General features: G+C 36.2%; 15 protein-coding genes. 4 read left to right on the plus strand and 11 right to left on the minus strand.

Going from position 1 to position 15,585, the window contains the following annotated elements:
- Positions 1–123 precede the first annotated feature (123 nt).
- Genes J7604_RS04525 through J7604_RS04545 form a run of 5 tightly spaced genes read right to left on the minus strand, consistent with a single transcriptional unit; the run spans position 124 to position 3,588 of the window.
- Positions 124–645, minus strand: a complete 522-nt coding sequence (locus tag J7604_RS04525; RefSeq protein WP_293891703.1) for a hypothetical protein — start codon at positions 643–645, stop codon at positions 124–126.
- Between the two features lie 41 nt (positions 646–686).
- Positions 687–1,547, minus strand: a complete 861-nt coding sequence (locus tag J7604_RS04530; RefSeq protein WP_293891705.1) for a ChaN family lipoprotein — start codon at positions 1,545–1,547, stop codon at positions 687–689.
- Positions 1,540–1,905 (minus strand): dihydroneopterin aldolase, encoded by a 366-nt coding sequence (folB, locus tag J7604_RS04535; RefSeq protein ID WP_293891708.1) that lies wholly within the window; start codon positions 1,903–1,905, stop codon positions 1,540–1,542. Before folB ends, J7604_RS04530 begins: the two co-directional genes overlap by 8 nt.
- A complete protein-coding gene (locus J7604_RS04540; RefSeq protein ID WP_293891711.1) occupies positions 1,905–2,621 on the minus strand; it encodes a DivIVA domain-containing protein in 717 nt (238 codons plus the stop codon). The genes folB and J7604_RS04540 overlap by 1 nt, the downstream gene beginning before the upstream one ends.
- Positions 2,622–2,679: 58 nt before the next feature.
- Complete coding sequence (locus tag J7604_RS04545; protein ID WP_293891714.1) at positions 2,680–3,588, minus strand: WD40 repeat domain-containing protein; 909 nt, start codon at positions 3,586–3,588, stop codon at positions 2,680–2,682.
- A gap of 78 nt (positions 3,589–3,666) precedes the next feature.
- On the opposite strand from J7604_RS04545, the gene J7604_RS04550 reads away from it, so the two are divergent.
- Both J7604_RS04550 and J7604_RS04555 read left to right on the plus strand, forming a co-directional pair.
- Positions 3,667–4,296, plus strand: coding sequence for a 4'-phosphopantetheinyl transferase superfamily protein (locus J7604_RS04550; protein ID WP_293891717.1), 630 nt, complete (start codon positions 3,667–3,669; stop codon positions 4,294–4,296).
- A gap of 26 nt (positions 4,297–4,322) precedes the next feature.
- The gene (locus J7604_RS04555; protein ID WP_293891720.1) at positions 4,323–4,919 is read left to right on the plus strand and encodes a thioredoxin family protein; all 597 of its coding nucleotides are present in this window, start codon (positions 4,323–4,325) and stop codon (positions 4,917–4,919) included.
- 11 nt (positions 4,920–4,930) lie between these two features.
- On the opposite strand, the gene J7604_RS04560 is transcribed toward J7604_RS04555, so the two are convergent.
- From J7604_RS04560 to J7604_RS04575, 4 genes are all read right to left on the minus strand, one after another.
- Positions 4,931–5,782 carry a transglutaminase-like domain-containing protein gene (locus tag J7604_RS04560; RefSeq protein ID WP_293891723.1) on the minus strand — a complete coding sequence of 284 codons (852 nt, stop codon included), beginning with the start codon at positions 5,780–5,782 and terminating at the stop codon, positions 4,931–4,933.
- Between the two features lie 71 nt (positions 5,783–5,853).
- Positions 5,854–7,482, minus strand: coding sequence for an acyl-CoA carboxylase subunit beta (locus J7604_RS04565; RefSeq protein ID WP_293891726.1), 1,629 nt, complete (start codon positions 7,480–7,482; stop codon positions 5,854–5,856).
- A gap of 283 nt (positions 7,483–7,765) precedes the next feature.
- The gene (locus J7604_RS04570; protein ID WP_293891729.1) at positions 7,766–8,701 is read right to left on the minus strand and encodes an MlaD family protein; all 936 of its coding nucleotides are present in this window, start codon (positions 8,699–8,701) and stop codon (positions 7,766–7,768) included.
- 2 nt (positions 8,702–8,703) lie between these two features.
- On the minus strand, positions 8,704–9,486 hold the full coding sequence (locus J7604_RS04575) for an N-acetylmuramoyl-L-alanine amidase (protein ID WP_293891732.1): 783 nt from the start codon (positions 9,484–9,486) through the stop codon (positions 8,704–8,706).
- A gap of 158 nt (positions 9,487–9,644) precedes the next feature.
- On the opposite strand from J7604_RS04575, the gene J7604_RS04580 reads away from it, so the two are divergent.
- Positions 9,645–12,236 (plus strand): putative LPS assembly protein LptD, encoded by a 2,592-nt coding sequence (locus J7604_RS04580; RefSeq protein ID WP_293891735.1) that lies wholly within the window; start codon positions 9,645–9,647, stop codon positions 12,234–12,236.
- A 285-nt stretch (positions 12,237–12,521) separates the two neighbouring features.
- Complete coding sequence (locus tag J7604_RS04585) at positions 12,522–13,589, plus strand: branched-chain amino acid aminotransferase (protein ID WP_293891738.1); 1,068 nt, start codon at positions 12,522–12,524, stop codon at positions 13,587–13,589.
- A 141-nt stretch (positions 13,590–13,730) separates the two neighbouring features.
- Here the strand turns inward: J7604_RS04585 and J7604_RS04590 are convergent, their stop codons facing one another.
- On the minus strand, positions 13,731–14,453 hold the full coding sequence (locus J7604_RS04590; RefSeq protein WP_293891741.1) for a 2-phosphosulfolactate phosphatase: 723 nt from the start codon (positions 14,451–14,453) through the stop codon (positions 13,731–13,733).
- Positions 14,454–14,463: 10 nt separating this feature from the next.
- Positions 14,464–15,567, minus strand: a complete 1,104-nt coding sequence (gcvT, locus tag J7604_RS04595) for a glycine cleavage system aminomethyltransferase GcvT (RefSeq protein ID WP_293891744.1) — start codon at positions 15,565–15,567, stop codon at positions 14,464–14,466.
- Positions 15,568–15,585: the final 18 nt, after the last annotated feature.

A 15,585-nucleotide genomic window follows, 5' to 3' on the forward strand; every position in this document is an offset into this window, starting at 1 on the left:
GTTTGAGAGTTTAAGAGGTCTCTTAGAAAGTCCATAGATATTGAAGTTTACTTGTTTAAAATTTTATAGGTGTAAATACATTATCACCTATAAAAAGTAAACTTCAATACTCCTATTTCTTATTTAAAATGCTTGTCTTATCTCATTTTTAAGGAATCTAAGAGCATTATTTACAGGATCTTCAGTTCTGGTAGATAGCAGCTCAAAAATATTTTTAGCAAGTTCAATGCTCCTCGATTGAGGATTGGTTTTATCTGCTGCCAAATTTATCGTTGAAATAATATCATCCATGGCTTTCTTCACATTGTCCCAAGCTTGATCGCTCATATACACCTGTTGAGAAAGGTTATGGCTGAATTCTTCACGGATTTCATGCAATAGTTGCTGATGGAAAGCCACAGAACTAAACGAAGCGTCATTAACCCTTACAACCAGATTTGCAGGCGAGATTCTTTCAAGGAATAGTGCCATTCTTTCATATGCCTGAAGTCTGATCGGCAGGACGGTCTCCGTATTTTTGATTTTTATATCAATAAGCTTTTTTTCAAACTCCTTATTCAAAAAAGCTTTAACGGTCAGGTACATACCATACAAAACAACTCCGGCAGGCAATAAAATTTTTAAAAGATCAACAAACTCTTGCATATTATTTACTTTAATTATCAATACTTAACCTAATATCTGATTTATTTAGTTCTGATCATGTCTTCAGGAAAACAAATTATATAATCTGCTATATTTAAATTCTCTTTATCCAGAACTGACAAATTTTTCTGTTCTTTAGAACTTACTGTAATTATTTTTTGAGAAGGATTTTTCTTTTTTAAATACCAATAAATTCCCTCAAAGCCGTCAGAATGGTAGCTCCCGTTGATATGGAAGAATATTTTTTCTGCTCTATTCAGATTGATAAAATGGGCCATCGTGGCATCCTTTATCGCTTGAGCTTCAATCATAAAAGGAAGACTAAATGCATGTCCTTGTGATGATGATTCTGCAAGCTGTTTGTATCCGGGTAAGTTTTTATCAATATCAAATGGCAAAGGAACAATCCATTTAAAAGCTTCACTTTGCAAGAGTTGAAGAGAATCTATCCCCTTTTTAGCTACCAGAGATGCATATCTTCTTGGGATATTCGTAGCAATAAAAGTTAGATGTTTTTCTTTAGAAAACTGAATGATCGGAAGATACGCCTGTTCAAAATTACTCCAGGTTTTTGCCTCATCTTTAAAATTGGTTAGAGAAAAATAACCCTTTAAATATTCATCAATGATGATCTGGTCATCTGCTTCAAAGAACTCTCCTCCCACAACTACCTTTCCTTTTTTAACTGCTTCAAGGCTCTTCAAAACCTGAAGTTGAAGCCAGTGACACAGGGCATTATCGTGAATCTCTCCAAACAAAATAATATCCGCGCTTTCCATCCCACTAAGAAATTTATCATAGGAAACCTTTTTACCCTGTTTATCAAACAAAGTATACGCATCCTGAGCAAATATATTTAATGGTAAAAGTGTAAAAAGTAAATAAAAAACTAACCTATTCATTGACTCTTCTGATAGTTACCTTTGACTTATTGCAAAGACTTCCAAATGGAGGATTCATTTTTGATACTGCTGCTTCTGCAGAGGTAATATTAGGATATAAATTAAAAATGGCATCTACGATTTTCTGAGCTACTATTTCAAGTAGCTTGCTTGGTATCTCCATTTCGCGTTTAACAATCTGAAAAAGCTTTACATAATCCACTACTTCACTTATATCATCCCTCAGATAATTGGTTTTAGGATAACTCACCTTCAGATCAACGATAAAACGATTACCCGTTCTGGTTTCTTCCTCATACAAGCCATGATAAGCATAGAACTCTAATCCTTCCAATGCTACCTCAATTTCTTCTTTCATCAGAGTGAATCAAAAAATGAACCGTCACCTTTTTTTCCCTGTTCCGGTGCATTATTAGCAGGTTTTGGAGGTTCCGCTTTCTTAACTGGATTTTCAATAGGTTTAATTTCAGGAAGAGGTATCTGATCCTGTTTCTTTTTCTCAAAACCTAAGCTTCTTCTGAATTCTTTCAGCTTTGTGTCAAGTCTTTCCTGAGAACCAGACTTGGCAATAGCTCTCGAAACCTTTTCATTAGTATCATTGACCAGACTTTTTAATTCGGAATGCAAGTTATCTCTCTGGTCAGCTATATAGTTGTATTCTCTTTCTACTGCTTTTACCTCATCCTGGAGTGAATCCATGATATCTTTGGCCTTCTCTTCTGCATCTTCCAAAATAGACTTAGCTTTAAAACTAGCATCATTCAGCAAAGCCTCAGCTTTCATCTGAGCTTCTCTCAAGTGTAGCTCTGCAGATTTATTAGCTGCATCTATCATATGAGCCCCTGTATCTTCGGCAGTCTTGAGTGTACGGAATAAAGAATGCTCAACCTCACGCAATCTGGAAACCTCTTTTTCAGAAGTGTCCAACCTTCTCTTCAGTTCTTTATTTTCTTCGAGCAGTCGCTCCCATTCCTGAGACAGAGAAAGTAAAAAAGCATCAACCTCTTCCTTTTCATACCCTCTGAAAGCTTTCTCAAATTCTTTCTGCCTGATTTCAATTGGGGTTATTTTCATTTTGGATACTTATTTAAAACTTAACTGTTCAGCCCTTCAACCTTTCGTCAGGGTATTTTTATAAATTTTTCACTTTCCAGACAGAGATTGATCTGTCATCACTACAAGAGACAATGGTATCTAAAGAAGACCAGAGTACTTTATTAACTGAAGTACCGTGTCCCGCATGTCTGGATTTATCAATAACTTTTATAAGGGAAAAAGTTCCAGCATCCCATACTTTCACTGACTTATCCATGCTGCAAGTAGCAAAATATTTTCCATCTTCCCTAAATGCGATATTGTTTATCGCAAACAAGTGAGCGGCTATTGATTCTACAAACTCCAGTTTTTTTTGCCTTATTGCCCATACTTTCAATTTGGCATCCCTACCTCCGCTTAGCAAATATATCCCATCAGGAGAAAATGCCAATGTAAAAACAGAATTTTCATGTGCTTCTTTCTGATCAGTCAATTGTAATGATGGAAGATCAAAAACGCTGATTGTAAAATCACTGGATCCTACCACAAGCAAATTATCAGCTTCATTAATGGCAATTGTTCTAAGGCTTTTATCAGAGACTTTAATCTTTGCAATGGTAGACAAATCTTCAGCATCCAAAACAACCAAAGTACCATCGCCACAAGCTAAGTAGACATTCTTTCCCGCAGATTTGACATCAAAAATCTGGGAACTGCTCACAGAAGTGGAGAATTCCTCTTTTTTAATGTCTGGATTTATGAGATGGATACCATTAAAATTATGCCCGACCAACAGTTTTCCCTGCAGATATCTGAGAGCGTAAACAGAGTTTTCTACCTTCGCTACCAACTTACCCAAATCTGGTTGATCAAGGTCCCACTTGACAACCATTCCATCTCCACCTGCAGAATAAATCACCTTATCTGATTCGCCCTTTTCAATTGTATAAATGCAGTCTTTATGACCAGTTAAGGAAGCTATCTTTTCTACCTCAATTTTTGTCATGGAATGTACTTTTGGAATTTTGTCTAAATTTAGCAATTAAATAAACGATTTTACACATATAAAAAATTCAACTTCCTGATGCCCTTAGTTTCTATTTCTTCTATTGATGATAATTCCTGCTGGGGAATCTGGAAAATTGAAGAAAATCTTGATGAACTCCTCCAAATGTATACTCCAGAAAATAAATGTGATGAAACCTGGAGTGAAAAAAGAAAAAAAGAATGGCTAGCTTCTAGAATACTTTTAGAGAAGTTATGCTCATTTAGCGGGATTGAATTCCATGATATTCATAAAGACGAGCTTGGAAAACCGGTTTTAGTACCGTTCAATGCGGAGGTTTCCTTAAGCCATTCAAAGTCAATGTGCTGTGCAATTTTAAACAAATCGGGAAAAGTTGGTATAGATATTGAACTTTCTTCAGAAAAAATTATACGAGTCAAGGATAAATTTCTGAGTGAAACAGAATTAGCAGAAGCAGGTGATAACCTTGATGTATTGTCTGCGTATTGGTGCGTGAAGGAAGCAGTATATAAAATGTTTTCCGAACTTAAGCTGAATTTTAAAGAGTCAATCAGAATTAAACCTTTTGATTTTTCTAATAAAGATGCGTATTGTTTATGTGAGATTAAAAGTAATGATGTTGTAGTCAACACAATTCCAATGAAAATTTCAAGATTTGGAAATTACATTTTAGCTTTTAATTATTAAATTAGTAGCACTAATCCGGGAAAAAGATGAAAATTATCGGGACTATTTTCTTTTCTTTTTTTACCTTAAATTTATTTGCTCAGACAGGTTACAATGTTGGAGACAAGGTAAAAAACTTTACTGCAAGTAATGTAACAAGTCAGAATAAGATCAGTTTGGCTGAGTATTCAGAAGACAAAGGTATAGTCATTGTTTTCACAAGTCAGGATTGTCCTTATTCTAAATTATATGAAGAAAGGATTATTCGTTTAGCAAGTGAATTTGAAATCAACAAAGTTAAATTCATATTGGTAAACCCTAACAATCCTGCAGCTTGTCCATCTGACGGAGTAAACGAGATGACTAACAGGGCTAAGGAAATGGCCTACAATTTTCCATATTTACCAGATAAAAATTTTGAAATTTCTAATGCATTCGGTGCCACAAAAACACCGGAGGTATTTGTCTTAAAAAACATCAACAAGTCCTTCGTACTATTTTATAAAGGAGCTATAGATGACAATCCTCAGGTCCCAAAAGATGTTCACTATCATTATCTGAGAGATGCTTTACTTGCATTGGTTCAGGATAATGCACTTAAGGTTTCAGAAAAAAGAGCTATCGGTTGTATTGTTAAAAGATAAATACTCAGAAATTAATCTATTATTTCTCTTCCATCAGAAATGGAATCTAATAACTGTTTAATTTCTTCCACTTTTACTGCGTCACCCAGTTTTTCGAAAGAAACTGATAGATTTCTTAACATTCTTCTAACAATATCCAGGTTTGAACATGGTTGGTAAAAAATATCCAATGGATTAATGTTAAGGTGAGACAAATAGTTGTCAATATCAGCTTTAGAAAAAATCAATCCCTTGTTAAATGCATTAATATAAAACTGAACAGATTCAGATTTATATGTGAGTATGAATAAATTAGGGAGATTTACCCCATATACTGGCATATTCAGTTTTTGTGCAATTAGAAGATAAATAACACAAAGCGTAATTGGATTTCCCTTTTTACTTTCTAAAACAATGTTAATCATTGAATTAGAGGGAGAATGAAAGTTTTTAGTATTAGCTGAAAACCTATATTGACTGAAAATTACATTGTTTAAAATTTTGACCTGATCAAACGGATGAATTTCATTTTTCATATTTGTCCAGGCTTCAAAGTATATCTGATCAAGCTCTGACTTTAGCTTGCCTATTTCAAGATCAGGATATTGGTAAGTAGCAATAATCCACATCCCTTCAAGCAAATCCTTACCTCCACCATCTTTCCAGGCAGCGAGTCTCACCTTCAACAAATCATAATGTACAGTATGAATCAGTTCTTCAATTCTTTTCTGAACAATAGGGTTAAAATTATTTTCCCATTCATTTTCCAAAAATGGAATAATTCCTTCTCCCAAGGCAAGAATTTCTTTCTCCACATGCAATAGCACCTCTGTATCTTCATCATCCAAAAGTGAAATTAAAGCTTTGATCTTCTTATTGTCCATTACTAACTACCTTCTTACCTATATATTAACCAATTTTCAAACTATAAAGATATACAGGAAACCTGAGAACATCATGTTTGAAGGATTCCGGGGTTGAACTTTTTTTCAATTGGAGCATTGTTAGAAGCTTCAATGCCCATGGAAATTGATGTTCTGGTTTCTTTCGGATCAATTATCCCATCCACCCAGATGCGGGAAGCTGCATAATAGGGAGAAAGCTTTTCATTATATTGAGCCAATATTTCATCAAGGATTTTCTTCTCCTCTTCTGGAGTAATGGTTTGACCTTTTGCTTTCATTGAAGATACTTTAATCTGCAGAAGCGTTTTGCCAGCCGAAGCCCCACTCATAACCCCCAATTGCGCCGTTGGCCAGGCAAATATCAGTCTCGGATCATAAGCCTTCCCGCACATTGCATAGTTTCCTGCACCAAAAGAATTACCAATGATCAACGTAAACTTAGGTACTACAGAATTTGCCACTGCATTTACCATCTTAGCACCATCTTTTATAATCCCACCATGTTCGGATCTGCTCCCCACCATAAATCCTGTAACGTCCTGAATGAACAATAATGGAATTTTCTTTTGATTACAATTCATGATAAAACGAGCCGCTTTATCAGCGGAATCTGAATATATAACCCCTCCCATCTGCATCTCATCTTTTTTATTTTTGACCATTTTGCGCTGATTGGCTACAATTCCCACTGACCAACCATCTATTCTCGCAAGTCCGCACAGAATCGTCTTTCCATACAATTCTTTATATTCTTCAAATTCAGAATTATCAACCAGGCGCTCTATTATCTCCCGCATGTCATAAGGCTTTACTCTATCCGCAGGCAAGACTCCATATATCTCATCAGGGTTCTTTGCTGGTTGTTTTGGTTCTACCCTGTCAAATCCTGCTTTGTCCGAATGCCCAATTTTGCCGATGATGCTTCTTATCTTCTCCAAGCACTCCTCATCATTGGCACACTTATAATCTGTCACTCCTGAGATTTCCGAATGAGTAGACGCGCCGCCAAGTGTTTCATTATCTACTGTTTCACCAATGGCGGCTTTTACCAGGTATGGTCCGGCAAGGTAGATGGAACCTGTGTTCTCAACAATTAAAGCTTCGTCAGACATAATTGGAAGATATGCTCCACCAGCGACACAGCTGCCCATAATGGCTGAAATCTGCACAATTCCTGATGAAGACATGATGGCATTGTTTCTGAATATACGGCCAAAGTGTTCTTTATCCGGAAAAACTTCATCCTGCATAGGCAAGAAAACACCTGCACTGTCTACCAGATATATAATAGGTAATTTATTTTCCATTGCTATTTCCTGAGCACGGAGATTTTTCTTCGCTGTGATTGGAAACCAGGCTCCGGCTTTCACAGTAGCATCATTGGCAACAATCATACAAAGACGTCCATGAATATAACCCATCCCAGTTACCACGCCAGCAGAGGGACAACCTCCCACCTCTGAATACATGCCGTCTCCCGCCAAAGCTGCTATTTCAAGAAACTGAGAATTCTTATCAATTAGCTTTTCAATTCTTTCTCTTGCTGTAAGCTTCCCTTTTTCATGTTGCTCCTCTATCTTCTTTTCTCCTCCACCTAGTTTTACTTTTTGCAATCTTGTTTTTAACTGAAAGGAAAGTTGTTTGAAAACGTCTTCATTTTTGTTGAACTCAATATTCATGACCTTTAGGGTTAAAATGAAATTATCTGAAAATTTACTATTTAGGATTAACAGTGTGAACTTAACAGAATTTTAAACAAGCCACACATCCTACTTTAAAATTGAAAATGCTGAATAAAAATTTTTATCTGACTTTTCAAAGTCCAAGTTATCCTTAGGATACTTTTATTGAATATTTACTTAGTATAAAAAATTTTGTTCTCTTTTAAGTCTAGTAATTTAAAACAAAAAATCCCGCAGATGCGGGATTCTTAATTTCTTTTCAATAAATAATCTCTTGTAACTATTCAGGAGCTACATAGCCCTTTTTGGGTTTTTGGCCTAAAGGAGAGAAGTAATGCTTTGGATTATTTCTAAGATCTGTAACCAGTTTATCCATATTCTTTACTGCATTATTAAGATTATCAATAAATGCTTTGTCATTAACCAGGGCACCGATGCTACCTTGCCCTGAGTTAATTTTATTGGTAATAGAGCTAAGATTTGCCATTGCTTTGTTTGCATTTGCTACAGTAGCCTTCAACTCAAGGTCATTTAATGAATCAGCAAAGTGATTCATTTTAGCAATCAGTGGCTTTAATTCTTTCTCTGTTTGCGCCAAAGAAGTTGTCATTGCTGACAAATTTGAGGTCATAGCATAAAGATTCTTTCTGTTTTCACCGATTAGTAATTTCAAATCTCCGGAGGCAAGTTCAAAGTTGTGCAAGGTCGTCTTTACACTCATTCCCAACTCATCCCCAAAAATCTTGTTAAGATTTACAACAGTGGAATCAAGGTTAGTTAAAATAGGAATAGCTTTTTCGCTAAGCATCTCAGTGATATTTTTTTCGATGTTACCTTTAAGCGTATCACCGTTTTCAAATGTCCTGCTATTCTTTCCAAGTTTAAGGTCAATAGATTTACCTCCCAATAAATCGGTGTTAGAAATGAAAGCGCTTGTAGAATCTCCTAAAACTATGTGTTCATCTACCTGAATCTGAACAACAATCTTATTGTTTTGGGAAGTCACCATTTTAAGTCCATCTACACGGCCGATCGTCATACCATTCAGAGTAACAGGATTTGAAACAGTGAGTCCGTCAATCTGATTGTAAACGATGAAGTATTTTTTTGTAGGAGAAAAAAAGTCAACTCCTTTTAAAAAATTAAATCCGATATATAGTATCACACCAGCAACCAAGGCCAGGAGTCCTACCTTTACTTCTTTAGATATTTTCACTTTTATTTATTCATTGATTCAAGTTCGGATTTATATTCTTTCAAAGCTCTATAAATTCCTGAAGCTATATAAACCTGACTTGTTTTGTTTTTTAAATACTTTTCTTCAGCAGGGTTTGTTAAAAAACCAATTTCTATCAAGGCGCTTGGCATAGCACTTTTCCACAACACTACCAATCCTGCCTGTTTTACCCCTCTGCTAGTTCTTCCGATTCTTGAAGAGAATTGTTTTTCTACCTTTTGTGCAAATCTAAGACTATTTTCGATAAAAGCATTCTGGTAAACTGAAAACAGGATATGTGCCTGAGGAGAGTTTGGGTCAAAGCCTTGATAATTTTTTTTATAATTTGTTTCTTTCAATATTACAGAATTTTCCCTTTTGGCCACTTCCAGATTATCTTCTGATGTATGCAACCCCATTGTATATGTCTCAGTACCAAAGACATGCTTAGGGCCGGAGTTACAATGGATTGAGATAAACAAATCTGCATTGTTCCGGTTTGCAATACCGGCGCGGTCGTGAAGCTCAACAAATTCGTTTTTTGTTCTGGTATAGATTACCTTTACGCCCGGAAGATTCTCTTTGATGATTCTGCCTAGTTCAAGTGCAGTAGCGAGAGTGATTGCCGACTCATGGGAGTTTTTTCCATGACAACCGGGATCTTTGCCTCCGTGACCTGCATCAATTACAACTGTCTTAAGCTTGTATTGTTTGACCTCAACAGGACTGAAGGAAGTTAGCACAATAATTGCTGAGAGGAGGATGGTCAATACAATATTGTTCAAAATATTCGATTTTAAAAGTTATTACGATAACTTTGCACACAAAAATTGTAAATTTTTAATAAATTCTGAAAAAACTAGTACAAAATTTAGGGGTATTTTTTCTGACGATCTTCCTGCTTTCTAGCAGAACTGCTTTTTCTCAGTCAGATACTACCGAGGTGCTGGCTCCGGCAGAGAGCACGGAAGCCGCTGCAGTAACGGATACTACAGGCACTTCTGATTCGCTTAATGTGAAACACAAAGGCGACATTGAAACTACTATTAAATATTCTGCAAGAGATTCCATACGTCTTGACGTAGTAACTCAAACAGCATATTTATATGGTGATGCAAAAATTAATTATGGGGATATTACTCTGGAAGCCGAGCAGATTGAAATTAACTGGGCGACTTCTACTCTGACAGCAGTTGGTGTTCCTGATTCTTTAGGAAAGGTAAAAGGAGTTCCTTTATTTAAAGAGAAGGAAGATAAATATTCTGCAAATATCATCAAATACAACTTCAAAACCCGCAAAGGAATTATATCCGACATTGTCACTCAACAAGGTGAAGGTTATATCCAAGGTGAAAAAGTTAAAAGGACAGATGAAGCACTGTTTATAAATAGCGCTATTTATACGACCTGTAATCTCGCTCATCCGCATTTCCATATAAGTGCAAACAAATTAAAAGTAATACCTCAGGACAAAATTGTAACAGGACCATTCAACCTTTATGTTGCGGACGTCCCTACCCCTTTGGGTTTTATTCTTGGAATATTTCCTGTACCTAAAAAGAACAAATCCGGATTGATTTTTCCAATGTACGGAGAGTCTCGCGACAGAGGATTTTTCCTGAGAAACGGAGGATATTATTTTGCAATTAATGACTATATCGGTTCAAGGCTAATTGGGGAAGTTTATACTTTAGGTAGTTATGGATTGCAATCTCAAACAGATTATATAAGCAGGTATAAATTCCGTGGAAATTTGGATTTGGCATTCAATCACAGAAAAAGCACCAATCCTAATTTTGGTGTAGCAGAGGGTGCCAAAGAATTCTATTTTGTTGATGATTATAAAATAGTCTGGAACCATCAGACTGTATCTAAGAAAAACAGTAAACTTTCCGCCGGGGTTAATTTTGGAAGTACAACTTTTAACAGAAATAACTCTTACAACCCGGCAGCTTATTTAACTAATACAATGACCTCCAGTATTTCTTATTCGAAATTCTTTGGAGGAACACCTTTCAATTTATCACTTGCTGCAAGATCTACTCAGAACAATAATACTGGTGTTTACGATTTTACATTCCCGGATTTTGCATTTAACATGAACAGGATTTATCCATTCAAGAAAAAAATCGGAGATGGAAACAGTTGGTATGAAAAAATAAACATCTCTTATAGTTCTGTAGGTTCAATCCAGGCCAGGAACGTGAGTGGTGTACCAAGAGGTAGAAATGCAGAAGGTGAAAATCTTGATACCCTTAAACTAAACTTTAACAATCTTGGTAAAATATTCGCTCCTCCTTACGCCAAAAGCGGACTTAGACATTCTGCAAGCTTAGCTACCACTATTAAGGCTTTGAAATACTTCAACCTGAACCCTTCTGCGAACTTTAATGAGTACATGTATTTTAACAGACTTAATTATAGAACAATTGGTCCTGATACCAATCAAACCATAACCTTTGATACTCTTAGAAGATTTTCAAATGCATATGATTTCAATTTTAGTACTGATTTAACTACAAGAGTTTTCGGATCTGTTTATTTCAAAAAAGGACGATTAATGGGTGTTCGCCATACATTGATCCCTACATTAAATTATACATACCGTCCTGATTTTTCAAAACTATTTGGAGGTCCGTCCTACCAGGTTGTTCCAGTAGGAACTTCCGCTGGCGAAGTTACCCAAAGTCTTTCCAGATATAATGGATTTCTTTACGGCGCACCCGGCCAAGGAACATCCAATCTTTTATCTTTCAGCTTAAATAATACATTAGAAGCAAAAGTAAAAACGAAAAACGACAGCGTTAATCCTACTAAAAAAGTACCAATTCTGGAAAACGTATCTATGAATGGTAGTTATGACTTCACAGCAGACTCATTAAATCTTAGTCTGATCAACTTTTCTGCAAGAACAAAGCTATTTAACAGGTTAGATATAAACTTTAATTACACCTATGATCCTTATGTTTATCAGTTGGATAGTATAATCGGAACCACTGTTTATCAAAGGAGAGTCGATGAATTGCAGACTGTAAAAGGTTTTAGGTCAAGATCTCAGCTGTATTCCCTAATGCTTAGTACCAACCTGAACCCAACAGCTAAAAAGAAAAATTACAAAGACCCTAAAGCCAGTCAGGCCGACCTTGACGTAATCAACGCCAATCCGGAAATGTATGTAGACTTCAATATTCCATGGAGTATGTATGTAAGCTATAACCTCAGTTATTCGAGAGTTGGTTTTAATCTAGGCAATACGATACAAACACTTTCTTTCAATGGTGACTTGAGGATTTCAGAAAAATGGAAAATCGGTTTCAACTCCGGATATGATATAACCAATGCAGCTGTAACCTATACTCAGATTAATGTTTACCGTGACCTGCACTGCTGGGAGATGCGTTTTAACTGGATACCATTCGGATACAGACAATCCTATAGTTTTGACATAAATGTAAAAGCTTCCGTGCTTCAAGACTTGAAGCTGAACAGAAAACGTGACTGGTACGACAACTCACTCAGAACGGCTCCACGGTAATCGGGAAATATACTTACGATCTATTGTAACTACTAAATCTTCAAACTGTTTTTCAACAACTTGCCCCCAAAGAGGATTAAACAATTCTCTTTTTGGGGGTTATATATTGAAAATAACAGGATGAATTGATACCATAAATTTTCTAAAATCCGTTATTGAAATAGCATACCTTCATAAGGCTTGCTAAAAAAATTTCAGGTTGATCTTGTAAAAAGTCAGTTTTGATTGATTTTGGATCACCAAAATAATAACTTTACCGTTTAACATTGAGAATTTCCCCTTTTTATGATTAATACTCAGAATATCGCGATTGAAAAGACCAAACAGTCAAAGTTAAGTCAGACGGATTTTAAAAATCTTGAGTTTGGAGCAGTATACTCAGACCATATGTTTGTCATGGATTACAAGGATAAGCAATGGTGTGGATTGAGAATTGTACCTTTCCAGAATATATCAATGAGTCCTGCCACCTCTGTTTTGCACTATGGGCAGTCGATATTTGAAGGTCTTAAAGCATATAGAGCGGACAATGGCGACATTCTTCTATTTCGCCCTCTTGATCACCATAAAAGGTTAAACAAATCTGCGAAAAGGCTTTGTATGCCAGAACTGGATGAAAAAGCATACCTAGATGGAATCACTGAACTTATCAAGCTGGACAGAGCATGGATTCCTAACCTTCCTGGATGCTCTCTTTATCTGAGACCTTTTATGTATGCTGCAGATGAGTTTATTGGGGTAAAACCATCTTCTACGTATAAATTCATTGTATTTACTTCACCTGTGGCTGGTTATTACAAAGGGACAGTTAAAGTAATTATCGAAACTGAATATGTAAGAGCTGCTGAAGGTGGTACAGGTTTTACAAAATCAGGAGGTAACTATGCTGCATCTCTTCTGCCTGCGAAACTTGCTGCAGAAAAAGGGTACCAGCAAATTATGTGGACTGACAGCAAAGAGCATAAATATTTTGAGGAATCCGGAACGATGAACCTTATGTTCATCATCGGCGATACTCTTGTTACACCTCCTCTATCGTCTTCAATCCTTGCAGGTGTTACAAGAGATAGCATTCTTACATTGGCTAAAGACTGGGGTGTAAAAGTTGAAGAAAGAAGAGTATCTGTAGATGAGGTTGTAAAAGCTCATGAAAACGGAACGCTGAAAGATGCATTCGGAACAGGAACTGCAGCCACTATTACTCATATTTCAACTATCAATTACAAGGGAGCTGACCTTGTTCTTCCTGGTGAAGAAACAAGAGAACTTTCTAACAAATTGAGTAAAGCACTGAATGATATTAAGCTTGGAAAGACAGAAGATAAATTTGGCTGGATATATAGAATAAAATAAATCTGAAGATTTATATCAAAAAAGAGTCCTGAATGCGAAGTAAAGATTATTTCAAATTCAGGACTCTTTTTTATTTGGGGTCAAAATAATACTTTTATATAATCCTTCTCAAGAAGAAAGACTATATAATGATGTAAAATATTATGTCAGAACCAATTTTTCCATATCAACCAGCGCATCTTCCTTAAGCACTGGTATTACATTAAACTGATCTTCATGTAGGCAAAATTCTATATCCTTTTGAATATTCAGATTTTTCAGTCTTTTCACGTGAGAGCATGCTGAAAGATAAGCCAGCATGTCTTTTTTTGCATGATTGTACAAAGTAGCAGAAGCAATAACAGAATCATTTTCAATTTCAAAATAACCTTTCAAACCTTCTACCACCGCACCTGCAAATAACGTATCTTCAAGATTTACTTTACCCTTCCATCCGGCACATACTATAAGTACATCATTCGGCTGGGCTATCAGGTAATTTATAACAGCAGTTTTATTTAGAAAAGAACCTACAATTACTTCCTCTGCATCTTTTGATTTTGCAATGGCCAAGGTACCATTGGTGGTGGTCATGGCTATGGTTTTACCTGCATAAGCGTTGTTAAGATAAGCAAGAGGAGAATTTCCAAGATCGAAACCTTCTGGCATTTTCCCATCTCTTTCAGCTGCGCCAACACACCCCTTCTCCCTGAGTGACTGACATTCTTCCAACTTCGCGACAGGTATAATTTTCTCTACTCCATTGGCAATGGCTACTGTCATACACGACGTTGCCCTTAGAATATCTACAATTACTACTACTCGCTTTTCCACTTCATATAAGTGAAGCAGTTCAGGAGTAAGGCATACATCCACTTTTCTCATATTCTACCTTTTACTTCTTCAGGAAAGGAAGCTTTACAACCTTAGCCTTATGTTTTTTATTTCTTATTTCAATAAATATTTCCGAATCTATCTCTGTATACGGAATTGAAACATACCCCATTCCAATCCCAACAGACAGAGTTGGGGATTGTGTTCCTGAGGTCACCTCTCCTATTTTATTTCCATCCGCATCGACAATGGAGTAATGACTTCTGGGGATACCTCTCTCCTGCATCACAAATCCTACCAGTTTTTTTGATACACCCTTGTCTTTTTGTTCTTTTAATGATTTAGAATTGATAAAATCCTTGTTAAATTTTGTAATCCAGCCAAGGTTTGCCTCTATTGGAGAAGTATTATCATCTATATCATTTCCATAAAGACAGAAACCCATTTCCAGTCTTAATGTATCACGGGCGCCCAGACCAATTGGCTTTATACCAAACGCCTTTCCCGCCTCCATAATTTTACTCCAAACAAATACCGCTTTATCATTTGGGACATAAATCTCAAAGCCTCCAGCTCCTGTATATCCTGTTGCAGATACTATTACATTGGCAACATCAGCAAAATCGACAATTTCAAATGTATAGTATTCCATTGCGGACAAATTCAGACTTGTAAGTCCTTGAAGTGCTTCGGCAGCTTTTGGTCCCTGAACAGCAAATAGAGCCGTTTGATCGGAAATATTTTCCAGCTGAGCTTCAAATGAATTGTGACTAGATATCCAATTCCAGTCCTTATCAATATTTGATGCATTTACAACAAGCATATATTTCTCATTGTTTATTTTATAGACGAGGAGATCGTCTACAATGCCACCATCAGAATTTGGCAAACAGGAATACTGAATTTTGCCGTTGAAAAGCTTTGACGCATCATTGCTGGTAACCTTCTGAATCAAATCTAAAGCTCCCTTTCCTCTCACCATAAATTCGCCCATGTGAGACACATCAAATATACCGACAGCTTCTCTCACAGTATTATGTTCATCCAGATCAGATGAATAACGAACAGGCATATTAAACCCTGCGAATGGTACCATTTTAGCACCTAATGCAGTGTGAAGGTCATTCAAAGGGACCTTTTTGAGTATTGTTTCAGTGTTTTCCATTTAAAAATTGTATAAAAA

The sequence above is a fragment of the Sporocytophaga sp. genome (assembly GCF_017745095.1).
Classification (GTDB): Bacteria; Bacteroidota; Bacteroidia; order Cytophagales; family Cytophagaceae; genus Sporocytophaga.